The sequence below is a fragment of the Siphonobacter sp. genome, assembly GCF_048595215.1.
GTDB lineage: Bacteria > Bacteroidota > Bacteroidia > Cytophagales > Spirosomataceae > Siphonobacter.
The window spans coordinates 1-21,039 of sequence record NZ_JBMDWJ010000121.1; the positions used below are offsets into that span (position 1 = coordinate 1).

15 protein-coding genes are annotated in these 21,039 nt (G+C 49.3%); 6 read left to right on the top strand and 9 right to left on the bottom strand.

Annotation, left to right across the window (positions count from 1 at the left end; genetic code table 11):
* On the bottom strand, positions 1-498 hold a 498-nt coding region (locus ACOJTG_RS07080), incomplete at its 3' end, for a GAF domain-containing protein (RefSeq protein WP_420153160.1).
* Between the two features lie 288 nt (positions 499-786).
* Positions 787-2,244, bottom strand: coding sequence for a peroxiredoxin family protein (locus tag ACOJTG_RS07085; protein ID WP_420153161.1), 1,458 nt, complete (start codon positions 2,242-2,244; stop codon positions 787-789).
* A gap of 171 nt (positions 2,245-2,415) precedes the next feature.
* Between ACOJTG_RS07085 and ACOJTG_RS07090 the strand changes: the two genes are divergently transcribed.
* Both ACOJTG_RS07090 and ACOJTG_RS07095 read left to right on the top strand, forming a co-directional pair.
* Positions 2,416-2,982 carry a hypothetical protein gene (locus ACOJTG_RS07090; RefSeq protein ID WP_420153162.1) on the top strand — a complete coding sequence of 189 codons (567 nt, stop codon included), beginning with the start codon at positions 2,416-2,418 and terminating at the stop codon, positions 2,980-2,982.
* Positions 2,983-3,162: 180 nt separating this feature from the next.
* Positions 3,163-6,879: a PAS domain S-box protein gene (locus ACOJTG_RS07095; RefSeq protein WP_420153163.1), complete on the top strand. Its 3,717-nt coding sequence runs from the start codon at positions 3,163-3,165 to the stop codon at positions 6,877-6,879.
* 105 nt (positions 6,880-6,984) lie between these two features.
* On the opposite strand, the gene ACOJTG_RS07100 is transcribed toward ACOJTG_RS07095, so the two are convergent.
* On the bottom strand, positions 6,985-8,037 hold the full coding sequence (locus ACOJTG_RS07100; protein ID WP_420153164.1) for a zinc-dependent alcohol dehydrogenase: 1,053 nt from the start codon (positions 8,035-8,037) through the stop codon (positions 6,985-6,987).
* 475 nt (positions 8,038-8,512) lie between these two features.
* Here ACOJTG_RS07100 and ACOJTG_RS07105 point away from each other — a divergent pair, with 475 nt between their 5' ends.
* The 3 genes from ACOJTG_RS07105 (at position 8,513) to ACOJTG_RS07115 (ending at position 9,953) form a co-directional block, all read left to right on the top strand.
* Entirely contained in the window at positions 8,513-9,130 is a 618-nt protein-coding gene (locus tag ACOJTG_RS07105; RefSeq protein WP_420153165.1) for a TetR family transcriptional regulator, read from the top strand.
* Between the two features lie 65 nt (positions 9,131-9,195).
* On the top strand, positions 9,196-9,636 hold the full coding sequence (locus tag ACOJTG_RS07110) for a hypothetical protein (RefSeq protein ID WP_420153166.1): 441 nt from the start codon (positions 9,196-9,198) through the stop codon (positions 9,634-9,636).
* 2 nt (positions 9,637-9,638) lie between these two features.
* Positions 9,639-9,953, top strand: a complete 315-nt coding sequence (locus ACOJTG_RS07115) for a DUF3817 domain-containing protein (protein ID WP_420153167.1) — start codon at positions 9,639-9,641, stop codon at positions 9,951-9,953.
* A gap of 51 nt (positions 9,954-10,004) precedes the next feature.
* Here ACOJTG_RS07115 and ACOJTG_RS07120 read toward each other — a convergent pair whose 3' ends face one another.
* Positions 10,005-10,424, bottom strand: coding sequence for a response regulator (locus tag ACOJTG_RS07120; protein ID WP_420153168.1), 420 nt, complete (start codon positions 10,422-10,424; stop codon positions 10,005-10,007).
* 294 nt (positions 10,425-10,718) lie between these two features.
* Between ACOJTG_RS07120 and ACOJTG_RS07125 the strand changes: the two genes are divergently transcribed.
* Positions 10,719-11,900 (top strand): sensor histidine kinase, encoded by a 1,182-nt coding sequence (locus tag ACOJTG_RS07125; protein ID WP_420153169.1) that lies wholly within the window; start codon positions 10,719-10,721, stop codon positions 11,898-11,900.
* A gap of 5 nt (positions 11,901-11,905) precedes the next feature.
* Here the strand turns inward: ACOJTG_RS07125 and ACOJTG_RS07130 are convergent, their stop codons facing one another.
* The 5 genes from ACOJTG_RS07130 to ACOJTG_RS07150 form a co-directional block, all read right to left on the bottom strand.
* Positions 11,906-14,026, bottom strand: a complete 2,121-nt coding sequence (locus ACOJTG_RS07130) for an alpha-galactosidase (RefSeq protein ID WP_420153170.1) — start codon at positions 14,024-14,026, stop codon at positions 11,906-11,908.
* Between the two features lie 4 nt (positions 14,027-14,030).
* Positions 14,031-15,476, bottom strand: a complete 1,446-nt coding sequence (locus ACOJTG_RS07135) for a RagB/SusD family nutrient uptake outer membrane protein (RefSeq protein WP_420153171.1) — start codon at positions 15,474-15,476, stop codon at positions 14,031-14,033.
* A 21-nt stretch (positions 15,477-15,497) separates the two neighbouring features.
* Positions 15,498-18,977 (bottom strand): SusC/RagA family TonB-linked outer membrane protein, encoded by a 3,480-nt coding sequence (locus ACOJTG_RS07140; protein ID WP_420153172.1) that lies wholly within the window; start codon positions 18,975-18,977, stop codon positions 15,498-15,500.
* 208 nt (positions 18,978-19,185) lie between these two features.
* Positions 19,186-20,247 (bottom strand): FecR family protein, encoded by a 1,062-nt coding sequence (locus ACOJTG_RS07145; RefSeq protein ID WP_420153173.1) that lies wholly within the window; start codon positions 20,245-20,247, stop codon positions 19,186-19,188.
* A gap of 93 nt (positions 20,248-20,340) precedes the next feature.
* A complete protein-coding gene (locus ACOJTG_RS07150; protein WP_420153174.1) occupies positions 20,341-20,928 on the bottom strand; it encodes an RNA polymerase sigma factor in 588 nt (195 codons plus the stop codon).
* Positions 20,929-21,039: the final 111 nt, after the last annotated feature.

The following is a 21,039-nucleotide window of genomic DNA, read 5'->3' on the forward strand; positions in this document are numbered from 1 at the left end:
AAAGTGCTTGCGGCGGAGTTCGAGCAGCATGACCACCTGATAGGACAGGTCTTTGAGGGCCTGCAACTGATCTTCGCTGAGCTGCTTGGGCTTTTCGTCAATGACGCACAAGGAACCTATGGGGTAGCCTTCGGGAGTAACGAGCGGAATCCCCGCGTAAAAAATAACATGCGGGTCACCAGTGGTATAGGGATTGTCATGAAAGCGTTCATCCTCCCGGGCGTCGGCGATAATAAACGGAACATCTGGCGTTAAAATGGCATGAGAACAGAAAGCCAGTTCACGTGGTGTTTCGGTGTTCTGAATCCCCTGCTTGGATTTAAACCATTGGCGGTTCTGGTCGAGTAACGTAATGAGACTAATGGGCGTACCACAAATTTCGGAAGCCAGCCGCGTAATGGCATCGTAGGCCATTTCGGGCAGAGAATCCATAACTTTGTACTCTTCCAAAGCCGCTAAGCGTTCGGATTCATTAGTAGGAATGGCTGGTTCGATCATGGCGGATAGTTAGGTAATAGCAATCAATCAGGCTAACTGGCAGGTTAGTCGACTGATGCGGACAAACATACATACATCGTATAGCGTATCGTGGTGTGGGACAAATAGTACCTCGTTCATTAAAATGAACGAGGTACTAAAGGTTAATAGCAAAAATAAAATGTTGAGTCGGTAGCAGCAAGACTAATGCTATATCTTCCAATCAATTCCTTCATTCTGAGTAATAGGCTTAGAAAACCTAAATCTACATACGCGATGGAAAGACCATCTATATTTAGATTTATTTCCTCAAATACTAGCTAGTTTGAGATAAGTACTTAGCCGTTGATAACGATTTAAAGCAGGCACATTTAGGAAAAGTACGTTATGTTCACTAACGATGGTATAGCGAGGTTGCATTCGAATATTAAAGGCTCGCTTAGTGACTTGATACCCGTCGCCTTTAAATCGGTAACTAGACTGTTTGGGAAGGTTTGAACGATAATGGGTATTCACCCATTTATGATGTTTGTCATCCCGATCGGATGATAACATCAGGTACGTAATTTTGGAGGTCAGTTCAGAATTAGCAAAATCCTCATAAAATTTCAAATCATCCAGACAGGGCTTACACTCGGATTCCCAAAAATTTACGTAGATGTAAGGCGTTTTTACCTGTTTTAAGATTTCCTCCAAACGAAATTCCTTGCCATTAACATCCGTTACGAGCAGATTTTTTACTGAATCAGTAAAAGGAACTTCGGCGGGTATTCCATTATCGATTTGGTGCAACAAAGAAATAAATCGTTCGTCGTGGATTTGATTGTAGAGGTAAGAAAGGTTTTTACGCGTCCGTTTAAACTCTTCAGGATCCGCAATTCCCCAAAGGGTACGACGGTGCTGAAGAATAACCTTATAATACAAATACTCACGGTTACGCCCCGTATACGTTCGATCAATCAGCTCAATGGCGTCATCCAGATTTTTGGGAGCAAGTGCTTGAAACGTATACGTATGTAAACTGTAATAGTAATCAGGCAAACTGGCGTATGAGGTATCTGCATTCCAGGGAAAATCTTTTAACTCTTCTAAGTACTCAGCTGGATAAGGTTTAAACGTACCTTCGTCCGTAAACGGCAAATTATCCAGTAAAGCACTGAGATAAGCGTATTTATTTTTCATTTTTAACCATTGCTGAAAACCGACCGATAAAGCTTGTCCCGCGTAGTGATCCACGGTAGAATCGGCCCTAGCTCGCTGATTAATCAGCGATTGTTTTTGAGCTTTGAGGTCATTAGCCGTAGGGGTCTCCGCCATCTCAGAAAGACTAGATGGCGGAAGTAGGGGAGCAAGGGTTGTATCCGTAAAATACAGGTAATTGCCGGGATAGTCAGCTTTTACTTGCCATTGTACCCGTTCGAGTCCCTCGTAAGGTTTTTGAATGGTAATCGCTAATTCCACGGTTTCACCCGGCGTTACGTACGCAGTTCGACCTAAAATTTTTAAAACTTTTGGTGCATCCAAATCAAATTGAATCTGGAAATTACCTCCCTGATCAACTCGCCCTTCGGTTAGTAAACGATCCTCTTTAATATCGTATAAGTGTTCTGCAATGGGGAAATATAAAAGGGGACTTTTGGTCGCTACGATTTTACCCCGGAGGGTAACCCGTCCTTTTTTTGTTTCAGATTCATTGGTTTTTTCTGGTGAATGACAGCCGAAACAAAGCCAGGAAAGTAGAATAAACAGCCCAGCATGTAAACGCATACGATCAAGGTTTAGAGTAGAAAAAATGATACGCCTGTGGTAAGCAACAGGACTGGCGGTAAACTACGAACGGAAGGGTATACACGCTAATTTATTTTTGACAAATTTGTTAGAAGATTGGCTTTTAGAAGTCAAACACTTGTTTTTACTTTTTCCTAGTTGAAACGATCCATGCGATTTTTCCTGCTTGCTTTACTGGCTTTGATGATAAAGACGGGTCCGCTACAGGCTCAGCCGGTCTCTCCTTTAACGCTCGACGGTTTTTCGCAGTGGCTAACCGGACACGACGAGCAAACCCAACAGTTACAGCCTGTGCGAGGGCGGCAGGCGTTGATTGAGAAACGAGGCCGAGTACGTGCTTACGTCAAGTTTAATGTGAAAGGTTACGGTGAACTTTCGTTTCCCATTGACCCGCGTACGGCCTGGGGCGAAGAGGCCCGGCGAGTCGATTTAAGCCAGAGTCGCTGGCTGCGACTGCGGTACAAAGCGAATGTACCGGTCGTACTGCAATTGCGTCAGACGGGCGTTCATGGGGGCGTGCATCCTCACATTACACTTCCGGCAACTTCGCGATTCCGAACGTGTACCCTTTACTTTTCAGCATTTACGGGTGGAAAGACGCCACTCGATCTTTCCAACGTTGCTAAGTTTAATTTTGCATTACTAGCCAATGCTCAGTCCGATCCTTTTGCAGCGTTATGGATACAAGCCTTTGAAATTGATCACTATACGCCGTGATGCTGGATCAATCGATTATTTTGTGAAAGCTACAGAAAGGGCCGTTGTAGAAACACCCTGCCGCTAATGATGTTAGTACCAGTAACGGGTCTACTCGAAAATCTTCGCTAACTAGTAGGGTAGAGAGAGCAGATACCTACTCATTCGAACGAGCCGCTTACCCATCAATCCCCCAAGCGTATGACTACCGCCTATCTGTCTGACTTTGCCGATTCGTTACATCCCACCACAGCGGAAGATTATCAGACCCTGATTGAATCCTTCGCCCAGGCTTTCTGGGAGACCGATGCTCGGGGACGAATCGTGAGTGATTCCCCAAGTTGGCGAACCTATACGGGCCAAAGTCTGGAAGATTGGCTGGGCGAGGGCTGGATTACCGCAGTTCATCCGAATGACCAGATCTACGCTCTTCAACAATGGAAAGAGGCCCTTACTGAAAATAGACCCGTTAATGCCGAGTTTCGACTAAAACGCCCCGATGGCGGCTGGCGTTGGACCAACGTACGGGCCACCCGGATTTATAACGCTGACGGGACCATAAAAAAGTGGCTGGGGATTAATATTGACATCAGTGATAAAAAAGAGATAGAACTGAATCATCTCCGATTGATGGAAGCGACTGCCCAGCAGGCTACAAATAAGTACCAGAAGCTTTTTAATTCGATGGATGAGGGGTTTGAGATTCTGGAACTTATCCGAGACGATACGGGCAAAGGTATTGATTTTCGATTTTTAGAAATCAATCCTTCTTTTGAGCGACTGGTTGGACTACCCACGGAACACGCCTTGGGCCGTACCTGTCGCGAGCTGTTCCCCACCGTCGATGATTGGTGGATCGAAGCGTATAGTCGGGTGGTAGATACGGGTCAGGCCGCCCAATTTGAACACTATTTTAAAGAAACCAACTCCTGGTACAAAGTTTCCGTCTACGCCACGGATGGTGAACAGTTCGCTTTGGTCTATACGGATATTACCGAGCAAAAAAAAGCCGAAGAAACGCTGCGAGACAGTGAAATTCGAAAGGCCTTTTTACTAGAATTAAGCGATGCCATTCGGGATCTGACCGAACCCCTAACGATTCAGCAGGAAGCCATACGCGTACTTAGACAGCACCTGCAGGCTAGCCGGGTTTCGTATACGGAAGCTCTACCTAATAAAGTTCTGGAAGTCATTGCGGTCGACTCGGCTCCGGGCGAAATAGACCTGCAGGGCCAGTGCTTCCCCCTTACTGATTTTGCACCGGAAGTAATTGAAGAATGGTGTGCGGGTCAAATGAGCTTTCGAAATGATGTGACGCAGCAAGAACATGTTTCCGACGAGCAAAAGGCGATCTATGAACGCTTTAATCTTAAATCCTGGGCTAATATTCCACTGGTAAAAAAGGGTGAACTAGTAGCCATGATTACTATTCACTTTCCGGATCCGCACCTCTGGACCCTGCCCGAGTTATCCTTGCTCGAAGTAACCGCCGAGCGGATTTGGGCGGCTACCGAACGAGCCAAGGCCGAAGTCGTTTCCCGGCAGTCAGAAAAGAAATTACGGACGCTGTTTGACTCTATGGAAGAAGGGCTTGCCCTGTGTGAGCTGGTACGTACGGCCAAGGGCGAAGCCGTTGACTTTCGTTTTCTGGAAGTAAATCCGGCTTATGAACGGCACTCGGGCATCGCCAATGAAAAGGTAATCGGTCGTTTGCGAAGTGAAGTGTTACCCGTCATGGATTCTACAATACCTCTATACGATCGGGTGGTACGGACGCAGGAGCCCCTGCACATCGAACAGTTTGCTTCCTCCGTAGGCCGCTGGTTTGAGTTGCGGGCCGTAGGGTACGAAGCGGAACGTTTCGCGATTTTTTTCTCTGACATTACACCGCGTAAAAAAGCGGAAGAGACCTTACGTAAAAGTGAAGAACGACAAAGCTTTTTGTTAAAACTCAATGATACGCTGCGTCCGCTGATCGATCCTGTTCAAATCCAAGGAGAGGCTTGTCGCTTACTGGGAGAACAATTACAAATTGATCGGGCCTGCTACGCCCGAATTGATGTACCTCAGAATCAGCTAGTAGTCGAACGAGATTACACTCGCGGAAATGGTACTAGTCTGGTTGGAACGTATACCTTTAGCCTGGTACAGCCCCTGATCGAAGTATTACAAGAGGGCCATGCGTTCTGCTCGTACGATCAATTACCGGATGCTCATTTGTCATACGCGGCCCTTGCGGTTCAATCTTTCCTCTGCGTACCGCTGATCAAGGGGGGACAACTGATTGCGGGCCTTTCGGTAGGCAGTATCAAACCTCGCATCTGGACCAGCGAAGAACTGGAGTTGATTCGGGAAGTAGGCGAGCGTACCTGTGAGGTCGTCGAACGGGTACGGGTCGAAAAGGCACTGCGGGATAGTGAGGAACGTTTGCAATTAGCCTTATCCGCGGGAGAGATTGGCACCTGGCAATATCGGCTGGAGACCAATGACAACATTCTTGATTCCAGTATGAGTCACTTACTAGGCTTATCCCCCGAGACGCAGATTATTCCGCAACAGGCATTTATCGACGCGATTCATCCCGAGGATCGGGCTCTGGTACAGGAAGAGGTACGGTTGTGCCTCTCGGAGGGGCGGGAGTTTAACCTGGATTTCCGGGTACAACGTCCCGATACTACCGTGATCTGGCTGAAGGACAAGGGGAAAGTAATGAGGGACGAAAACGGTCGTGCCCAATTTGTAACCGGAGCCGCTTTAAACATTACCCAGCGTAAAGAAGCCGAAGAAGCCCTCCAGCAAGCGGATCGACGCAAGGATGAGTTTTTGGCCATGTTGGCCCACGAACTTCGTAATCCAATGGCCACGATTCGCAATGGTCTGCAAATTCTATCGTTGCCTACTACCGATGAGCGGCAACGCGAACATACGCTGACCATGATGAATCGGCAATCGGAGCATCTGGTACGGCTGGTCGATGATTTGCTGGATGTAAGTCGGATTAGTCAGGGGAAAATTGAATTAAAGAAAGAATCGCTGGATTTAGTTGAACTGGTTACGGAAGTCGCTCAAGTCGTCCGACCTCAATTCGAGGAAGGTCGTCGCCAGTTGAACCTGAACCTGCCCGACCGTCCGATTCGGATGGAGGCTGATGCCCTGCGATTGAGTCAGGTACTCACCAACTTGTTAACCAACGGCGTCCGGTATACCAAAACCGGAGGGCAAATTGAGTTAGTACTGAACGTTCAGGAAGATGAGCAGTATGGGCAGGCCGTGTTACTACAGGTACGAGACGATGGAATCGGTTTAGCGGCGGATCAGCTGGTATCCATCTTCGAGTTATTTGTACAGGTCGACAATTCAGTAGCCCGTTCTGAGGGTGGCTTGGGCCTTGGGCTTACGCTGGTCCGGCGGTTAGTCGAGCTGCACGGAGGACGCGTCGAAGCGTATAGTGCGGGTTTGGGTCTGGGTAGTACCTTCACTATTTATCTACCCAATCTGCCCGTTCCTTTGCCACAGCCCGTAGCGGCTCCGCAGCCTCAATCCAGCGTTCGTCACCGGATTCTGGTAGTCGACGACAACCCCGATGCGACCTTAACGCTAGGCATGTTACTGGAACTGAAGGGCTACGAAGTGTTTACGCAAAATAGTGGTATGGAAGGAATTCGGGCGGCAGAACAGCTACGCCCGGATGTCATTTTACTCGACATCGGTATGCCGGAATTAGACGGGTACGAAACCTGCCGATTACTCAGAAAAGAAGCCTGGGGGCAGGACATCTTACTCATTGCCCTCACTGGCTACGGTCAATGGAAAGACAAACGCCGTACGCAGGAAGCCGGTTTTGACGAACATCTGGTGAAACCCGTTAATCTGGATCTGCTGACGCAAATCATTACTGATCGATTGAAAGGGTACTGAATTCCTACGGAGTTAGGAAGGCAACCGAGCGATTTCGTTCGATAGGAAACCTACATCGGTAAAACCCTGGCTGCTGTCCCTAAAACAACAGCCAGGGGAATGACTTTAAATTTGTAGAGCAACGAATACGGCTCCGGTTTTTTCCTTATGCTGAGCCGTTTCAAAGGCCTCATTGATCTCGTCCAGGGAGAAACGGTGGGTGATGAGTTTCTGGGCATTGAGCTTCCCCTTGGCCAGTAAATCCAGACACATCTGCATTTCCGAGTAAATGTCCCAAAACGCGTAACTGGCACTGCAAATCAGCTTAATTTCCGACATCTGAATACGTTGCCATTCCAGCGGAATAGACGTTTTCCCGGCATCGAATCCCCCCACAATGACTACTTTACCCCCGATTCGGGCAAAGGATACGGCCTGCGGTAGCGTTTCGGGCATCGAAGGGCCACCGGCACATTCGAAGGCAATATCCACCCCCCGGTTTTTCGTAAATTCCATCACTTTGGCGTATCCATCCTCTTTTTTCGTATTTACGACCAGATCCGCACCCAGTTCCAAAGCCAGCTCCAGCGATGAGTCGACAATATCCAGTACCAGCACATCCGCTCCGCAGGCTTTAGCCAGCTGTAACTGACCAAGGCCGATGGGACCCGCTCCAATGATGGCAACTTTATTGTTGATTTTGATTCCACTCAGCTGAATGGCGTGCATACAAACGGAAAAGGTATCCAGTAACGTAGCTTCCTCAAAACTGACGTGATCGGGCAGCGGATAGAATTTTTTAGCCGGTCCAACTACGTACGTAGCAAAAGCCTGTGAAACCGTATCCATGCGAACTTCATAGAGGTGCGGACATAAATTATACTGTTGCACCCGGCACCATTCACAAGTATCGTCGCCGAGTACGGTCTCAATCACCACCCGGTCTCCCGGTTTTACGTGCGTCACTTCCGGCCCAACCTCCACGACTTCGCCCGCCATTTCGTGACCCATAATTCTACATTCCAGGTGCGGTTCTTCTTTTTTCCAATGTCGAAGATCCGTACCGCAAATGCCCGCTACCCGAATCCGGACCCGTACCCAATCCGTTTTGGGTAGCTGAGGCGTGTCAACTTCCGTTACTTCAAATTCGCCCTGAGCCGTTTTCAGGGCTGCTTTCATCGTAGCATCCATAGGAGTTTCGTAATAAGAATGAATAGGTGGATCGGAGAAAAGATTAACAATGAAACGGTAAGGCTTCTCGTATTTTGTGAATGGTCATTTTCTAGTTGCTCTGCAGTCACGTTGGTCAGTGTAAACGATTGATGGAATCTCAACCAGACGTTGACACGAGCTATCCAGAGCTTTTAAATGCTGTTTAAGTCATTAACAATTAGGCTTCCAGCCACAACGGATGAACAAATGGCCTAAGAATTGAAAGCGTATAGGAAAATGGTTGGTAGCCATACATAAGATCGGTTTTGGTGGAATGAATACCTCTACATACTCCAGGGAATTCGTCCGTAAAAACAGAAAATACACGTGCCAGTCTATACGTTTTAAAAGTCAGCGATAAGGCCGGGCCATTTTCACGGTTAGAAAAAGTTAGGCTGAACCATTTTTCCTCAAGCGTTTGGTAGAATGCAAACCGACCTGTATGTTTGTAAAACATACTAACTGGTATTTTATGTCAAAAGCGGCTACTACTCGTTTGATGATCTTGCAGAAAGCTTTTGAACTGATGTATCGAAGGGGATACCAGGCTACTAGTATCGATGATATCATTGCTACTACCCAAGTAACGAAGGGGGCTTTTTACTACCATTTCAAGAATAAAGATGAAATGGGACTAGCCGTCATTGCGGAAGTAATGGTACCGGCCATGCAGCAGGCTATGGTTGAAGCCTTACGAAATTCGACGGATCCAGTGGAGGATTTGTATGCGGTCGTGCATCGTCTGCTGTTACAGGATCCTTTCTTCGAAGTGCAGTACGGTTGTCCAGCAGTAAACTTTATTGATGAAATGGCCGTACTAAACCCGGCTTTCCAAAAGGCACTGGCAGGACTCGTTCAGCAGTGGGATCAGGCGATTCAGGAAGCCCTGCGACAGGGCCAAAACCGACAGATCATTCGCGATGAAGTCAACCCCGCTCAGGTAGCCTCCTTTATCATTACCGGTTATAATGGCGTACGGAACTTGGGTAAAATTCTGGGAAGATCATCCTATCTGGTGTATCTGAAAGAATTGAAAAATTACTTACAGACGTTACGCTAATTTTTTCGTTAAAAACATACCAATTAGTATTTATTCTCTCCCTTATGTATCCTACCTTACTTTTTTTGCATTCCATTTTTCGATGGCTGGTTCTGCTAAGTCTGATTTACGCGTTGGCTCGAGCTATTCAAGGGTATCGTTCCGAACGCGTTTTTACGAAAACCGATGATTCCGTACGCCACTGGACGGCGACCATCGCCCACGTACAACTTCTGATCGGAATCATCCTGTATACGCAAAGCCCTTTGGTGTCTTATTACTTTGGTACTTCCCGCAAGGAAGCACTAGCCGAGCCTTTCTTTTTCAGCATTATTCACATCGCTCTGATGTTGTTGGCGGTTGTGGGTATTACGCTGGGGTCTTCCATGGCTAAACGTAAGCCGACCGCTAACGGTAAGTTCCTTACTCAGATCGTGTGGTTCTCGCTGGCCTTACTACTGATTTTCGTAGCCATCCCCTGGCCCTTTTCTCCCCTGGCTACTCGTCCTTACTTTAGACCCTATTAATCATGCAAAATCTGCTCAGTACCAGCGTTGGCCGCCTTCGCATTCTAGGCTTTCTGGAAGGTGTATCTCTTTTAGTCTTGGTGTTTGTCGCCGTACCTCTCAAGTATTACGGACAAAACCCGGCCTTGTCTAAACTCATCGGGCCTATTCACGGTGGCTTGTTTTTACTCTTTGTGATCAATACCCTCAGTGTGGGCGTAGAGCAGAATTGGCGATTTAAAACCACTACCTGGAAAGTACTCTTAGCCTGCGTCGTGCCTTTTGGAACCTTTTATATTGATCGGTACATCCTGAGTCGGATACCCATGAAATCCTAATAATGTCGTATCCCGTTCGGCGGAGTATTCGCTCTGACGAACGGGGTTAAATTAGTCCCATTCACTGACCACGTCACCCGACCGCCAGAACGTACGCAGATCCTGCCAGAGTTCGATGGCACTCGCATAATCGTCGGGTTTATCCATAAAACCCTGGGCTCCGCGAGCGTAGGCCCGATCCACGAGTTTGTCCGTACCATGCATCGAAAACATGAGTACGGGAATTCCCTTCCAGGATTCACTCTTTTTGAGCTGATCCAGCAATTGTAAACCATTGATACCGGGAAGCTCGTAATCCAACAGAATCAGATTGGGCGATTCATCATGTAGGTACAAGAGAGCGTTTTCCGCTGAATCTGCAAAGATACAATCGCAGGAGATGCGACTTTTTTCGTGGCCCAACGCTAATAAGGACTGATACTCTTTATTGTCTTCCACAATCAATACTACTTGTTTGTCCTTCCGTTTCATCTCAGGGCTTTTCGTCGGCGTATAGTATTTCAAACATGCTGTTTGAACCCCCAAAGGCTGGAAATGTTTTCGATTCTGCTCCGGAAACGGGGTATTACTGTAATCTTTCTGAACAACCTCCTGAGGATTAGAATACTAATGCGTATCTTTATTTTTAAGATTGTAATAAAAGTGCTTCACCAGCTCAGCCGAGTGATTTGACTTACGGTAAGAAATGCACAGGTACGCATTCGAAGTAGTGTCGGCCATTCATTACCCGGTATATTGCAGTGATTCAATGATCTTTGAACCGGTATGACTATGGAATCTCTGGGGGCTTATCTGATGGCTCAACGAAAGATTTTACTTGAGCAGTGGCATGCCTGGTGCGATGCGAATTTATTGTGTTCCCGGAACGTTTCCCACGCCGTATTTCAAGATCGAATTCCCGAACTACTAGACCGGCTACTTGAACAACCTGTATCCCAAGATACTTACAGGATAGCGGCTCAGCACGGTTCGCAACGCTACCAGCAGGGATATTCCCTGGGAGACTTACTCCGGGAACTGGCGTACGTACGAAAAGCTACTTGGTGTACCATCCGGGCGTATGGGCAGTGTTATGCAATACCCGTAGACGAGGTATACGAACAAACGAGTACGTTTTGGGAGGAAGTAACCGGAGCGGGAATTGAGCAATTTACGGCAGAACAGACCGAAACACAACAGCAACAGACGCAAGCAGTCCAGCAAACGCTCAACCGCCTGCACCAACTAGAACAGGAACGTCAGGAACTGATGCGGATAACCACTCATGACTTACGCGGTAGCTTAGGCATGGTAGAAGGAGCGGCTTCACTGATCAGCCAGTCGGACCGTACTCCTGAACAAAGGCAGCAAATTTTACAAATCCTGAACCGGAATTTAGAAAACGTACACGCGTTGGTCGAGGATATTACGGCCTTGGCCCGCCTTAAAACGCTGAAAGAAGTACCGGAAACCTTTGATGTAGCTTCCCTTCTTCAACACATTATCGAAAAAGCCAAACCCCAGGCTCTGGCCCGGGGTTTGACGCTCCAGGCTAAGGGAGCGGAGTATTTGTCGGTAATGAATGACGCCCATCAAACGGAGCGATTGATTCAGACGCTATTGGTATACCTGATTCGTCAAACCCCGGAAGGATCGCAGCGAGCGGGCAAGATTATTTTATCCTGGGACACCCGCGATGACTCGGTTTGGGTGGTTACGATTCAGGATACGAACCCAGGTCAACCCCTGAAAGTTGCTCAATTACAGCGACTTTCCCAGGAATTAACGGAGAAAGAAAGCAACTGTACTGAAGAGAACCTTAGTGAAAACCTGTCTTTATTTTTAATCAAACACCTCAGCCAATCTATTGGAGCCAGCCTATACGTAGAGCCGGTTACTGACGGTAGCATTCGGTACGAAATCCATTTTACGGGAATCATTTCGAGTATAGCCGAGATGACTGTCTGAAACGGTTAAGGAATTTTTTCGTAGCGGTACCAGCCAAAACTACGGGGTGTAGGTAACTGAAAGGCGACTTTAGCCTCTGTACCCACTTGCGTACGAAAACTCTTGCCTTCGCCAGCCAGTAGGGTGAACGAGTAACGCCCCGGACGGAGCTTCATCAGTGAAAAAACACCTTGGCTTTGCGGATGATTTTCCCGGAAAACCAGCACGTAGCCCACATTTGGCGAATCGAGCAGGGATTGAAAACCCGTCCAGCTCGTACCCGTCGGGGTATCGCCCACGGGCAAGATGGCCCCCCGGTGCCAGTCACGACTGTGTTTTCGGTAAATACCGATCAATTCTGACAGTTTAAAAGCTTCCTCGGGTAAATTGCGGGCTTCCATCCAGGCCAGCGGCTGGCCGGGCATGGTTAGTGCAAAGAGATAGTCGAAGGAATATCGACTCGGACTATACGGATCGTCTTTGGGATATTTATCCGGGTTTCGCCACTTGTTCAGAAATTCAATTTGCAGACGTTGCGGGGGTACATACCGCGAAAGCATCCATAAATTTCGCAGCGTATAGTGAGGATAGTAATTAGCCCAGTCGGTGTATCGATTTTCCAGAAACAGATTTCCGTATTCGTAAAAATAGTGATAGCCAAACCGCCGTCCTGCGGTAACGTCTAGATTAAACAAGGCCTTTCCCTGCGTAACCTGCATGACGGTATCGAGCATTTTTCGAAAGTTAAGTTCCGCCTGCTTGTCGGCAATCCGGACGCCATCAATCTTCCACATGTGAATGCTGTAAGTGCGGTATTGATCGATGAGTACCGACGCATCCTTATCCCAGTACTTAAAGCTGCTGTCTATACTCGGATTAAACCAGGTCGAAAGGGAAATCCCGGCTTTCTCAGCGTCCTGTCGTAAAGACGTAAAACCGTTGGGAAATTTGGCGGGGTCGGGTCGCCAGTAATCCGGCTTTTGCCAGATGTTCGTAAAACTGCCCCCTTGGAAGGCCGAGTTGGCACTCTTTCCCTGCTGCCAGCCATCATCTAACTGAAAATGCGTAATGCCCAGCCGGGCGGCTCGTTTCAATTCCTGCCGTACAAAGGATTCGTTGATGTTTTTGTCCTGTCCGCGGTCGCCCCAGGTATTGAGCAGAATCATTTCATCCGCGGGCGACTGCCGAAGCTGACGCTGATACGAGCGAAGAGCCAACAGGGCTCCGGTTTCCGTGCCATCACTGATGCCGAGTACTACGCTGTAACCGCGTACCCAGGTATCGGGACGTAGATCCTGCGGTGCAATACCCAGTCCGGCCACCTTCACTTCGTTGGTTTTCAGCGTAAAATCAAAACCCGGATATGCCAACTGTACGCCTGATACGGGAGCTTCTTTCAGAAAAAACCAGCCCGCCGGTTGGCCAACTTCGTGGAAAAACAGCAGATTGCCCCGTAGCCGTACCTCCTGTCGATAGGCCAGGCGAGGATACTCCTGCACGAGGGTATTATTCTGATCCGTAGCATCGAAGAACTCGACCGCCTTAGCCTGTACGTGCAAACTCGGGAGCGTCAATCGATCCATGAAAGCAGCCTGGGCCTGTCCGGCTTGTTGGGCCGCCTGCGATTCGATGTTTCTCAAGTCATAGGCATTTGCTTCGCCTCGTTGTTCAGTGACTGGTAGATGACCCTTCAGGTAATAGTCGCAGGCAATGGCTGGGCAATCCGGATAAATCCGGAAGACGCGTTTCAGCCACAAATCACCCAGGGATGTCAGTACCTCCGCCTGTACGTACGCTGGAGTAGTAGCCGTAGCCGCGATGGTTTTACGGCTGAAACTTCCCTGACCCGAAGAAGAAACTGTAGTATTCGGGAAAGAAAAATCCGGTTGCTGACTGTTCAGATTCCAGCGTTTGTTCCGGGCTTTGTCGATAACGGCCACCGTACGCAACTGCCCCTGATTGAACAGATACAGCCGTTCGATGAAGGCATTTCCCAACCGCAACGTATCGTCTACCAACTCGGCCCGGCAGGAAGTCAGCGACGATTGAGCGGAGGTTACTAAGGAAACCAGTACTAAACCTAAACTAAGTCCAATGCGTAAGCTCATAAAAATACGAAGGCCGGGCAGGTTCACTGCCCGGCCCATTTAATTAATACCCCGGATTTTGCTTGATTTTGTCCCGATTGATGTCAATCTGAGCCTGCGGAACGGGGAAAACGAGATTGTTTTCCGTTAAGGTATTCACCAGTCGAATCTGATCTTTCTTACTGTTGATGACCGAAATGGCCCGTCCCGTCCGTACCAGATCAAACCAGCGGTGTCCTTCAAAAGCCAGCTCGACGCGTCGCTCCTGTTCAATGGCCAGCCGGAATGCCGCCTGATCGGGAACATCAGCGGTAGTTTTGGCTTTTAATCCGGCCCGCGTACGAATGCGGTTAAGATACGTGAGGGCTTCGGGCTGGTAGGAAACCTCGTTCAGAGCCTCCGCGTACATCAGCAAAACATCGGCGTACCGAATCAGGGGAATGTTGTTGCCATTATCACCGCGGGTAACGGGTACATCGTAATACTTCTTCACATAATTTGTCGGAATAGTCTGACCGCTGGCGTTCACGTAAGAAGTGGCCAGCGATACGTCTTTCCGTACATCACCCGCTTCGTAAGCGGCAATCAGATCGGCTGAGGGCTGATTATTTCCCGAACCACCGAAGGCAATGACCGCATTACCGGAGTTCTCCGGGGCGAAGTCATTGGGCCAGGGATTACCTTCCCCGGCTCCGCCCGATTTATACTGCACATCGAAGACGGACTCTTTGTTGTTCTTATTACTCACCTTAAACACATCGGCATACGAAGGCAGGAGGTCATAGACATTCAAATCAATCACTTCTTTCAGTTTAGCCACGGCGGGTGCGTACTTCCGCTGCGTCAGATAGACCTTTCCCAGAAGTGCTTTGGCAGCTCCGCGGGTAACCCGACCCAGGTCGGCAGCCGCGTACGAAACGGGTAATACGCCTTCGGCTTCGCTCAGGTCTTTTTCAATCTGGGCGTAGACTTCGGTTCGGGGCGAACGACCGTAAGCATAGCCCTCATCCGGCGTAGTCATCGATTTGAGTACCAGCGGTACATCGCCGAACGTCCGAACCAGATTGAAGTACACGTGAGCCCGTAAGGCTTTTACTTCGGCGATGTAGCGGCCCTTCAGCGTCTCGTCCATACTGACGGCGTTAATGCGGTCGAGAATGGTATTGTACCGGGCAATGGCGTTGTAACTGTCATTCCAGCGACCATTAATGAAAGGATTGGTCGTACGGATGTAAAACCGATCGAACTCATCCTGATCCGTGACGGAACCCGAAGCGGGCGGTACCGTATTGTCCGAAGCCACTTCCCCGAACACGTAACTGTTACCCGTAATGCCACCCATTTGCAGGGAAGCATACGCACCGTTAACCGCGATGCGAAAATCTTCGGCGGTCCGGTAAAAATTATCGGTGCTAGCCGAGGAAATGGGTTGTAAATCGATAAAAGAATTCTGGCAGGAAGTAGCTAATAAACCAAGAGCCAGGGTAGTATAAACAAGCGATGCTTTCATAAGGTCGGTTTGAGAGGTTCGTTAAAAACCAAGGTTAAGGCCGATCGTAACCGTACGAGCCAGCGGATAGTAGCCATAATCGACCCCACCCGTGAGCGGCCCTTCGTAATTACTGACTTCCGGATTGTAGTTGAGGTACTTGGTCCAGGTATGCAGGTTCTGACCCGAAACGTACAGACGAGCCTGTTCCAGCCCAACCCGGTCGAGCCAGGGTTTGGGTAACTGATAGCCGATACTCACGTTTTGGATGCGGAGGTACGAACCATCCTCCACCCAGCGGGAAGACACGGCGTTGTTATTCCCCGTGGTACGGGCGTTGGCTCGGGGCGTCACGCCATTACCGGGATCATTCGGCGAACGCCAGCGGGAGAGTACCGTCGTAATCTGATTGGCATTGCCTTCCAGGTTTTCAAAAAACCGCCGACTCAAATTCAGTACCTGACCGCCCTGCGTTCCCTGTAAGGCAATACTCAGGTCAAAGCCTTTGTAACTAAAGGTGTTGGTAAGACTATAGATGAAATCGGGCTGATTGTTACCGATTAGGGTACGGTCATCCGCCGTGATTTTTCCGTCCTTGTTAACGTCTTCGTACTTCACATCGCCGGGGCGGGACGTTGCATCATGGGGATAGGCGTCCAGATCGGCCTGATTGTTGAAAATGCCGATTTGTCGGTAGCCATAGAAGCTGCCAATGGGAGACCCGATCTGCGTAATGTTGGTTTCGCCGATGCCGCTGGAGCTTTTAATGGGGTCACCCGTAGGCCCGAGAGCCAGTACTTTATTCCGGTTAAAGGAAACGTTGGCACTGGTATTCCAGGTCAGGCTTCCCGTTAAATTCCGGGTATTCAGCCCAAATTCCCAGCCTTTGTTTTCCATCTTGCCGATGTTCTTGGTAGCCGTCGTAAAACCGGATACGGAGGGTACGTTTACGGAAAGCAGCAGATCGCGGGTGATACGCTGGTAGTAATCCACCACCAGATAAATCCGGTTCGAGAAGATACCCAGATCCAGTCCGGCGTCCAACTGCTGGTTTTTCTCCCAGCCCAGCTGCGTATTGGCCAGCGAAGCCGGAACCAGCCCATTCACCAGATTATTGTTGAAGGAATAATTGTCCGAGTTCAGCGTAGCCACGTACGGATAGAAATTGTTGAAGGCATTGTTTCCGGACAGACCGTAACTCAGGCGAAGCTTGGCCTCCGAAAGTTGCGAGACGTTCTTGAGGAAATTTTCCTGGTTGATTCGCCAGGCCAGCGAAGCTGCCGGAAACGTTCCCCAGCGATTTTGCGAACCAAAAATGGAAGAACCATCGCGACGCACCGACACGTTAGCCAGGTACTTGCCCATATAGCTGTAATTGACGCGGGCGAAGTAGGAAATCGAAGCGTTCTGCCGGGCACTGGAACTCACCCGGGAGGTGGCTCCGCCCGCACTGGCGTTCAGCGTTTCAACCAAATCATTCGCGTAGGCACTCGCTGAACCGTCGCTGTTTTCGTAGTTCAGCCGCGTCGACTCCATCCCCACCAGTAGGTCCAGGCTATGTACTTCCCGGAACGTTTTATTGTAGTTGACAATCTGGTTGAACAGCCAGCTCATGCTCTGATCCGAAGCAATGGTACCCACGGCCAGATTGGGCGGCAGCAGCTGATTCAGGGGGATACGCGAGGTACGATACGCGTTGCGACGGTATCCTGAATACGTAAGGTTTGCCGAGGCCCGGTACTTCAGGTCCTTCAAAAAGGCGTATTCCAGGTAGGAATTGCCCAGCAGATTGGTTTGAGTATAGCGACTATTGTACTCGGTAATATTGGCCACCGGATTGGTAATGCCGGGATAGTTGTACGGAGCGGCCAGGGCCGTTTGCGAAGAGTAGGTGATGCCATCCGCCGCGTAAATGGGTGCAAAAGGCATGGCCGACAAAGCCGAGTTAATGATCCCGTTATCAGCCCAGTGACCATTGGACTGTACTTCCTGCTGGCTCTTGTACGAAGGGTTAAGGGTTAAGCCTACCTTTAGTTTGGGCGTTACGCTGACGTCCACATTCGCCCGAATGGTGTAGCGATCCAGGCTTGATTTCTTGATGATACCGTCCTGACTCAAGTACCCGCCACTCACCAGATACCGCACTTTGTCCGTACCACCCGAAACACTGAGCTGGTAGTTGCTAATGCGGGCTTTCCGAAACACTAAATCCTGGTAGCGGTAGTCCGGTAGGGCCGCCACGGCAGCCGGGTCATCGAAATTGAGCCAGGGGAATATTTCACCGCGGGGATAACGGTAGCGTAAGTACGAAGAAGGTCGGGCTGGATTGGGATCATTGATTGAGGCTCCGGGCACATTGTCGAGGTAGGCATTGTTGGAGGCTTCCTTGCCAAACTCGGCAAATTGCTGGGAGGTTAACACGTCCAGCTTTTTGGTTACTTCCTGAATCCCCGTGAATACGTCCAGATTCAAACGGGTTTTACCAATTTTTCCCCCTTTGGTGGTCACCAGAATGACGCCGTTGGATCCTTTTGAACCGTAAATAGCGGCCGAGGATGCATCTTTCAGTACGTCAATGCTTTCAATGTCATTGCTGTTGAGCAAACTAAACACGTTGGGGTCTACGATGTTTCCATCGACTACGATCAGGGGCGTATTCCCCGCCGAAATGGAGCCGAAGCCGCGAACTTTGATGGCGGGCGTACTGCCGGGGGTTCCATTGTTCTGCTGGACGATCACCCCCGCAATTTTGCCCTGTAAGGCCGTCGCTGCGTTGGAAACGGGCATGTCTTTCAGCTCGTTCATGGGTACTGAGGCAATCGCCGCCGTCACATCCGCCCGCCGAACGGTTCCGTACCCAACCACGACCACCTCCGAAAGAGACGTTTCGTCGTTGAGCAACTGTACGCTCAACTGGGTTTGAGACCCCACGGGAATTTCCTGCGATTTGTAACCCACGAAGCTAAACAGCAGTACCGCCGATTCATCCGGTACGGCCAGTCGGAAGGTGCCCTGCGGATCGGTTACAGTTCCCCGCTGGGTACCTTTCAGCAGTACACTCACGCCCGGAATGGCTTCCCCTTTTTCATCGGTTACGGTTCCCGTGATCGTCCGGTCGGCCGGAGCTTCAAAAGGCTGGTTGGGATTGGATGTAGAGGGCTGGGACGTCTGCTTCCGTAGCACAATATACTGACCGGAAACCTGGTAGCTAATGTGCAGCGGCGTAAGCAGGCGATCGAGTACTACGTCGAGGCGTTCGTGCTGGGCCTTCAGCGTTACTTTGTTTTCAACCGCAATCACCTGGGGTACGTAGGTAAACTTGATTCGAGCCGCCCGGGATATTTCATTCAAAACCGCTTTCAGGTCCTGGTTTTCGACATTTAAGGATACGGGCTGATGCAGTACTTCCTGAGCCAGACCGCTGCGAGCCAGCGAAATACCGGCGAAAGTCACCAGCAGTAGCAAGGGCAGCCCGGTACGCTTGAGGCAATGATACAAAAAGAGAGTCCAACGATTATTCATGCGGAATAGAGGTTTAATGGTTAGCGAGAAAGGCATACCGATCACAGGCACCTGCCGGAAGGAAGGACCAGGAATCGAATGAATGAGAACGTGGGCGAATCGGAGATTTAGGCGAACGGATTCCGATTAAGGGATTGTAAGCCAGGAGTGAAATAGCATCATTAGGTTTTGTTTAGAGCGTTCAACAAGGAGTACTAAAAGAAGGTACTTAACAGCCTTTGGCCGTAATAATGATCTGATTCCCCCAGACTTCGTAGGTAGCCCCGAGCGTCTGACAGATTAGATCCAGCTTTTTGAAAAAGGGTTCGTTACCCAGCGGAGCCGTCAGTTTGCAATGGTTCAACAGATCGGTATTATAGGTAATGGTTACTCCGTAAGAGGTCTCCAGTGTATGAAAGACCTGAGCGATGGGCGTTTCTTCAAACACGAAGGATTGCGAACCCTCCGGCGATTTGAGTAACATCGGTGCCCGAACGACGCTCTTGGTCAGTTGCTGACTACTCGTATCAAAGTACACCTGCTGATTGGCCGTTAAGAAAAGCGGATGGTCTGAACTGTGAAGTGCGTACACGGCTACTTTCCCACTACGAACCGTTACCTGCACGTTCTGATTTTGCGGCGGGGCTGTAATCCGAAAACTGGTGCCGACGACTTTGGTAATCAAATTTTTAGCAAATACATAAAACGGCTGATTCGGATTTTTAGCGACTTTAAAAAAGCCTTCGCCGGTCAGATACACTTCCCGCTTCTCCGAAGCAAAGCGACGCGGATACCGAATCTGGCTTTGTGGCGAAAGCATGACCGTACTGCCATCGTCGAGTTGTACTGTCATCAACTGTTGAGTCGTATTGATTCGATGAATCCAGGCAGAACGTTCGGTACTCCTACTGCTGCTGAGTTGTTCCGAAGTGGGTACCTGACTGTACCAAAGACCGCCCAAGCTTACACATACTAAAATTACGGCAGCGGCCCACCACACGTAATTACGGCGGTTCGATACAGAAATTTGCACCGGATACGCTTCTGGTTGCGTTTGCTGGTGGATGACCTGCCACATCCGCTCACCCTGTTCGGTACTAGGTCGCGTCTGCGTTTGGTCGAGTGCTGTCAAAAAAGCACGGGCCGAATGAATGGCCTGCGTTTGTTCGGGATGATTCCGGAGAAATTCCTGCCAGTAAGCATCCGTTTCAGCCGTGGGCGACTGAATACTTCGGCGAAAAAAATCGTCTTCAATAAATGCTTCAGCAGTAAAAGTAGCGTAGCTAGGCATAGGCCGGATCGAACAACGCAGGATCGATTTTCCTTCGTTCAATAACCAAGAGCAGCCTTTTAGCCAAATGTCCCCTCGAAAACAGAAATTTTTTTAGTAAGCCCAGAAAACTAGTAACAAACCAGCCATTAGGCTCATCAGTGCCGTCATCATGGGCAGGTGGCCCCGGAGTTGGGTAAGGGCTTTGTATAGCGTATTGCGGACTGCTTTTTCCGTAATACCCATGATGAGAGCAATTTCTTCGGTTTTGAAGTTTTCGTAGTACCGAAGCGTAATAACTTCCCGCTGCCGGGTGGGCAAATTTTGAAGTAAAGCCGTCAGTCGCTGGATCAGTAGGGCTTCCTGTTCGTGATCGATCCAAGAGGCCTCCATTGGTGGTTCTACCGCATCAAAAGCAAAAGGCACCTGATTCTTTTCCTTTTCGGACAAACAATGAATACTGCGGCGAAGCGATCTGAACAAATAGAATTTCACCGAATTGGCCGCTGAAAGGTTTTCCCGCATTCGCCAGAGATCAATGAACAAATCCTGAACGGCATCTTCCACCAGGGTTGCCTGGGGAAAGAGTTTATAACCGTAGCTGTACAAGATGGAATAGTATCGCTCGTAAAGTTGAGCAAAGGCCGAACGATCGCCCTGCCGGAGCAAATGCCAGAGTGTATCGTCGGTGATAGGTTCCATAGGTGCGGTTGATTGAAGCTATAAAGTACGCTAAATTATCCTATCGCTTGTCTGTATAATTATATTTTTCTTTCGTTAGATATTTTTGAATTTGAATAAAGAGAAGAGGCT

Excerpts from the sequence above, each read along its gene's own strand:
- ACOJTG_RS07115 (WP_420153167.1), top strand. The coding sequence starts at position 9,639 with ATGCAAAATCTGCTCAGTACCAGCGTTGGCCGCCTTCGCATTCTAGGC.
- ACOJTG_RS07090 (WP_420153162.1), top strand. The coding sequence starts at position 2,416 with ATGCGATTTTTCCTGCTTGCTTTACTGGCTTTGATGATAAAGACGGGT.
- ACOJTG_RS07150 (WP_420153174.1), bottom strand. The coding sequence starts at position 20,928 with ATGGAACCTATCACCGACGATACACTCTGGCATTTGCTCCGGCAGGGC.
- ACOJTG_RS07140 (WP_420153172.1), bottom strand. The coding sequence starts at position 18,977 with ATGAATAATCGTTGGACTCTCTTTTTGTATCATTGCCTCAAGCGTACC.
- ACOJTG_RS07095 (WP_420153163.1), top strand. The coding sequence starts at position 3,163 with ATGACTACCGCCTATCTGTCTGACTTTGCCGATTCGTTACATCCCACC.
- ACOJTG_RS07130 (WP_420153170.1), bottom strand. The coding sequence starts at position 14,026 with ATGGGCCGGGCAGTGAACCTGCCCGGCCTTCGTATTTTTATGAGCTTA.
- ACOJTG_RS07100 (WP_420153164.1), bottom strand. The coding sequence starts at position 8,037 with ATGAAAGCAGCCCTGAAAACGGCTCAGGGCGAATTTGAAGTAACGGAA.
- ACOJTG_RS07125 (WP_420153169.1), top strand. The coding sequence starts at position 10,719 with ATGACTATGGAATCTCTGGGGGCTTATCTGATGGCTCAACGAAAGATT.
- ACOJTG_RS07085 (WP_420153161.1), bottom strand. The coding sequence starts at position 2,244 with ATGCGTTTACATGCTGGGCTGTTTATTCTACTTTCCTGGCTTTGTTTC.
- ACOJTG_RS07135 (WP_420153171.1), bottom strand. The coding sequence starts at position 15,476 with ATGAAAGCATCGCTTGTTTATACTACCCTGGCTCTTGGTTTATTAGCT.
- ACOJTG_RS07105 (WP_420153165.1), top strand. The coding sequence starts at position 8,513 with ATGTTTGTAAAACATACTAACTGGTATTTTATGTCAAAAGCGGCTACT.
- ACOJTG_RS07120 (WP_420153168.1), bottom strand. The coding sequence starts at position 10,424 with ATGAAACGGAAGGACAAACAAGTAGTATTGATTGTGGAAGACAATAAA.
- ACOJTG_RS07145 (WP_420153173.1), bottom strand. The coding sequence starts at position 20,247 with ATGCCTAGCTACGCTACTTTTACTGCTGAAGCATTTATTGAAGACGAT.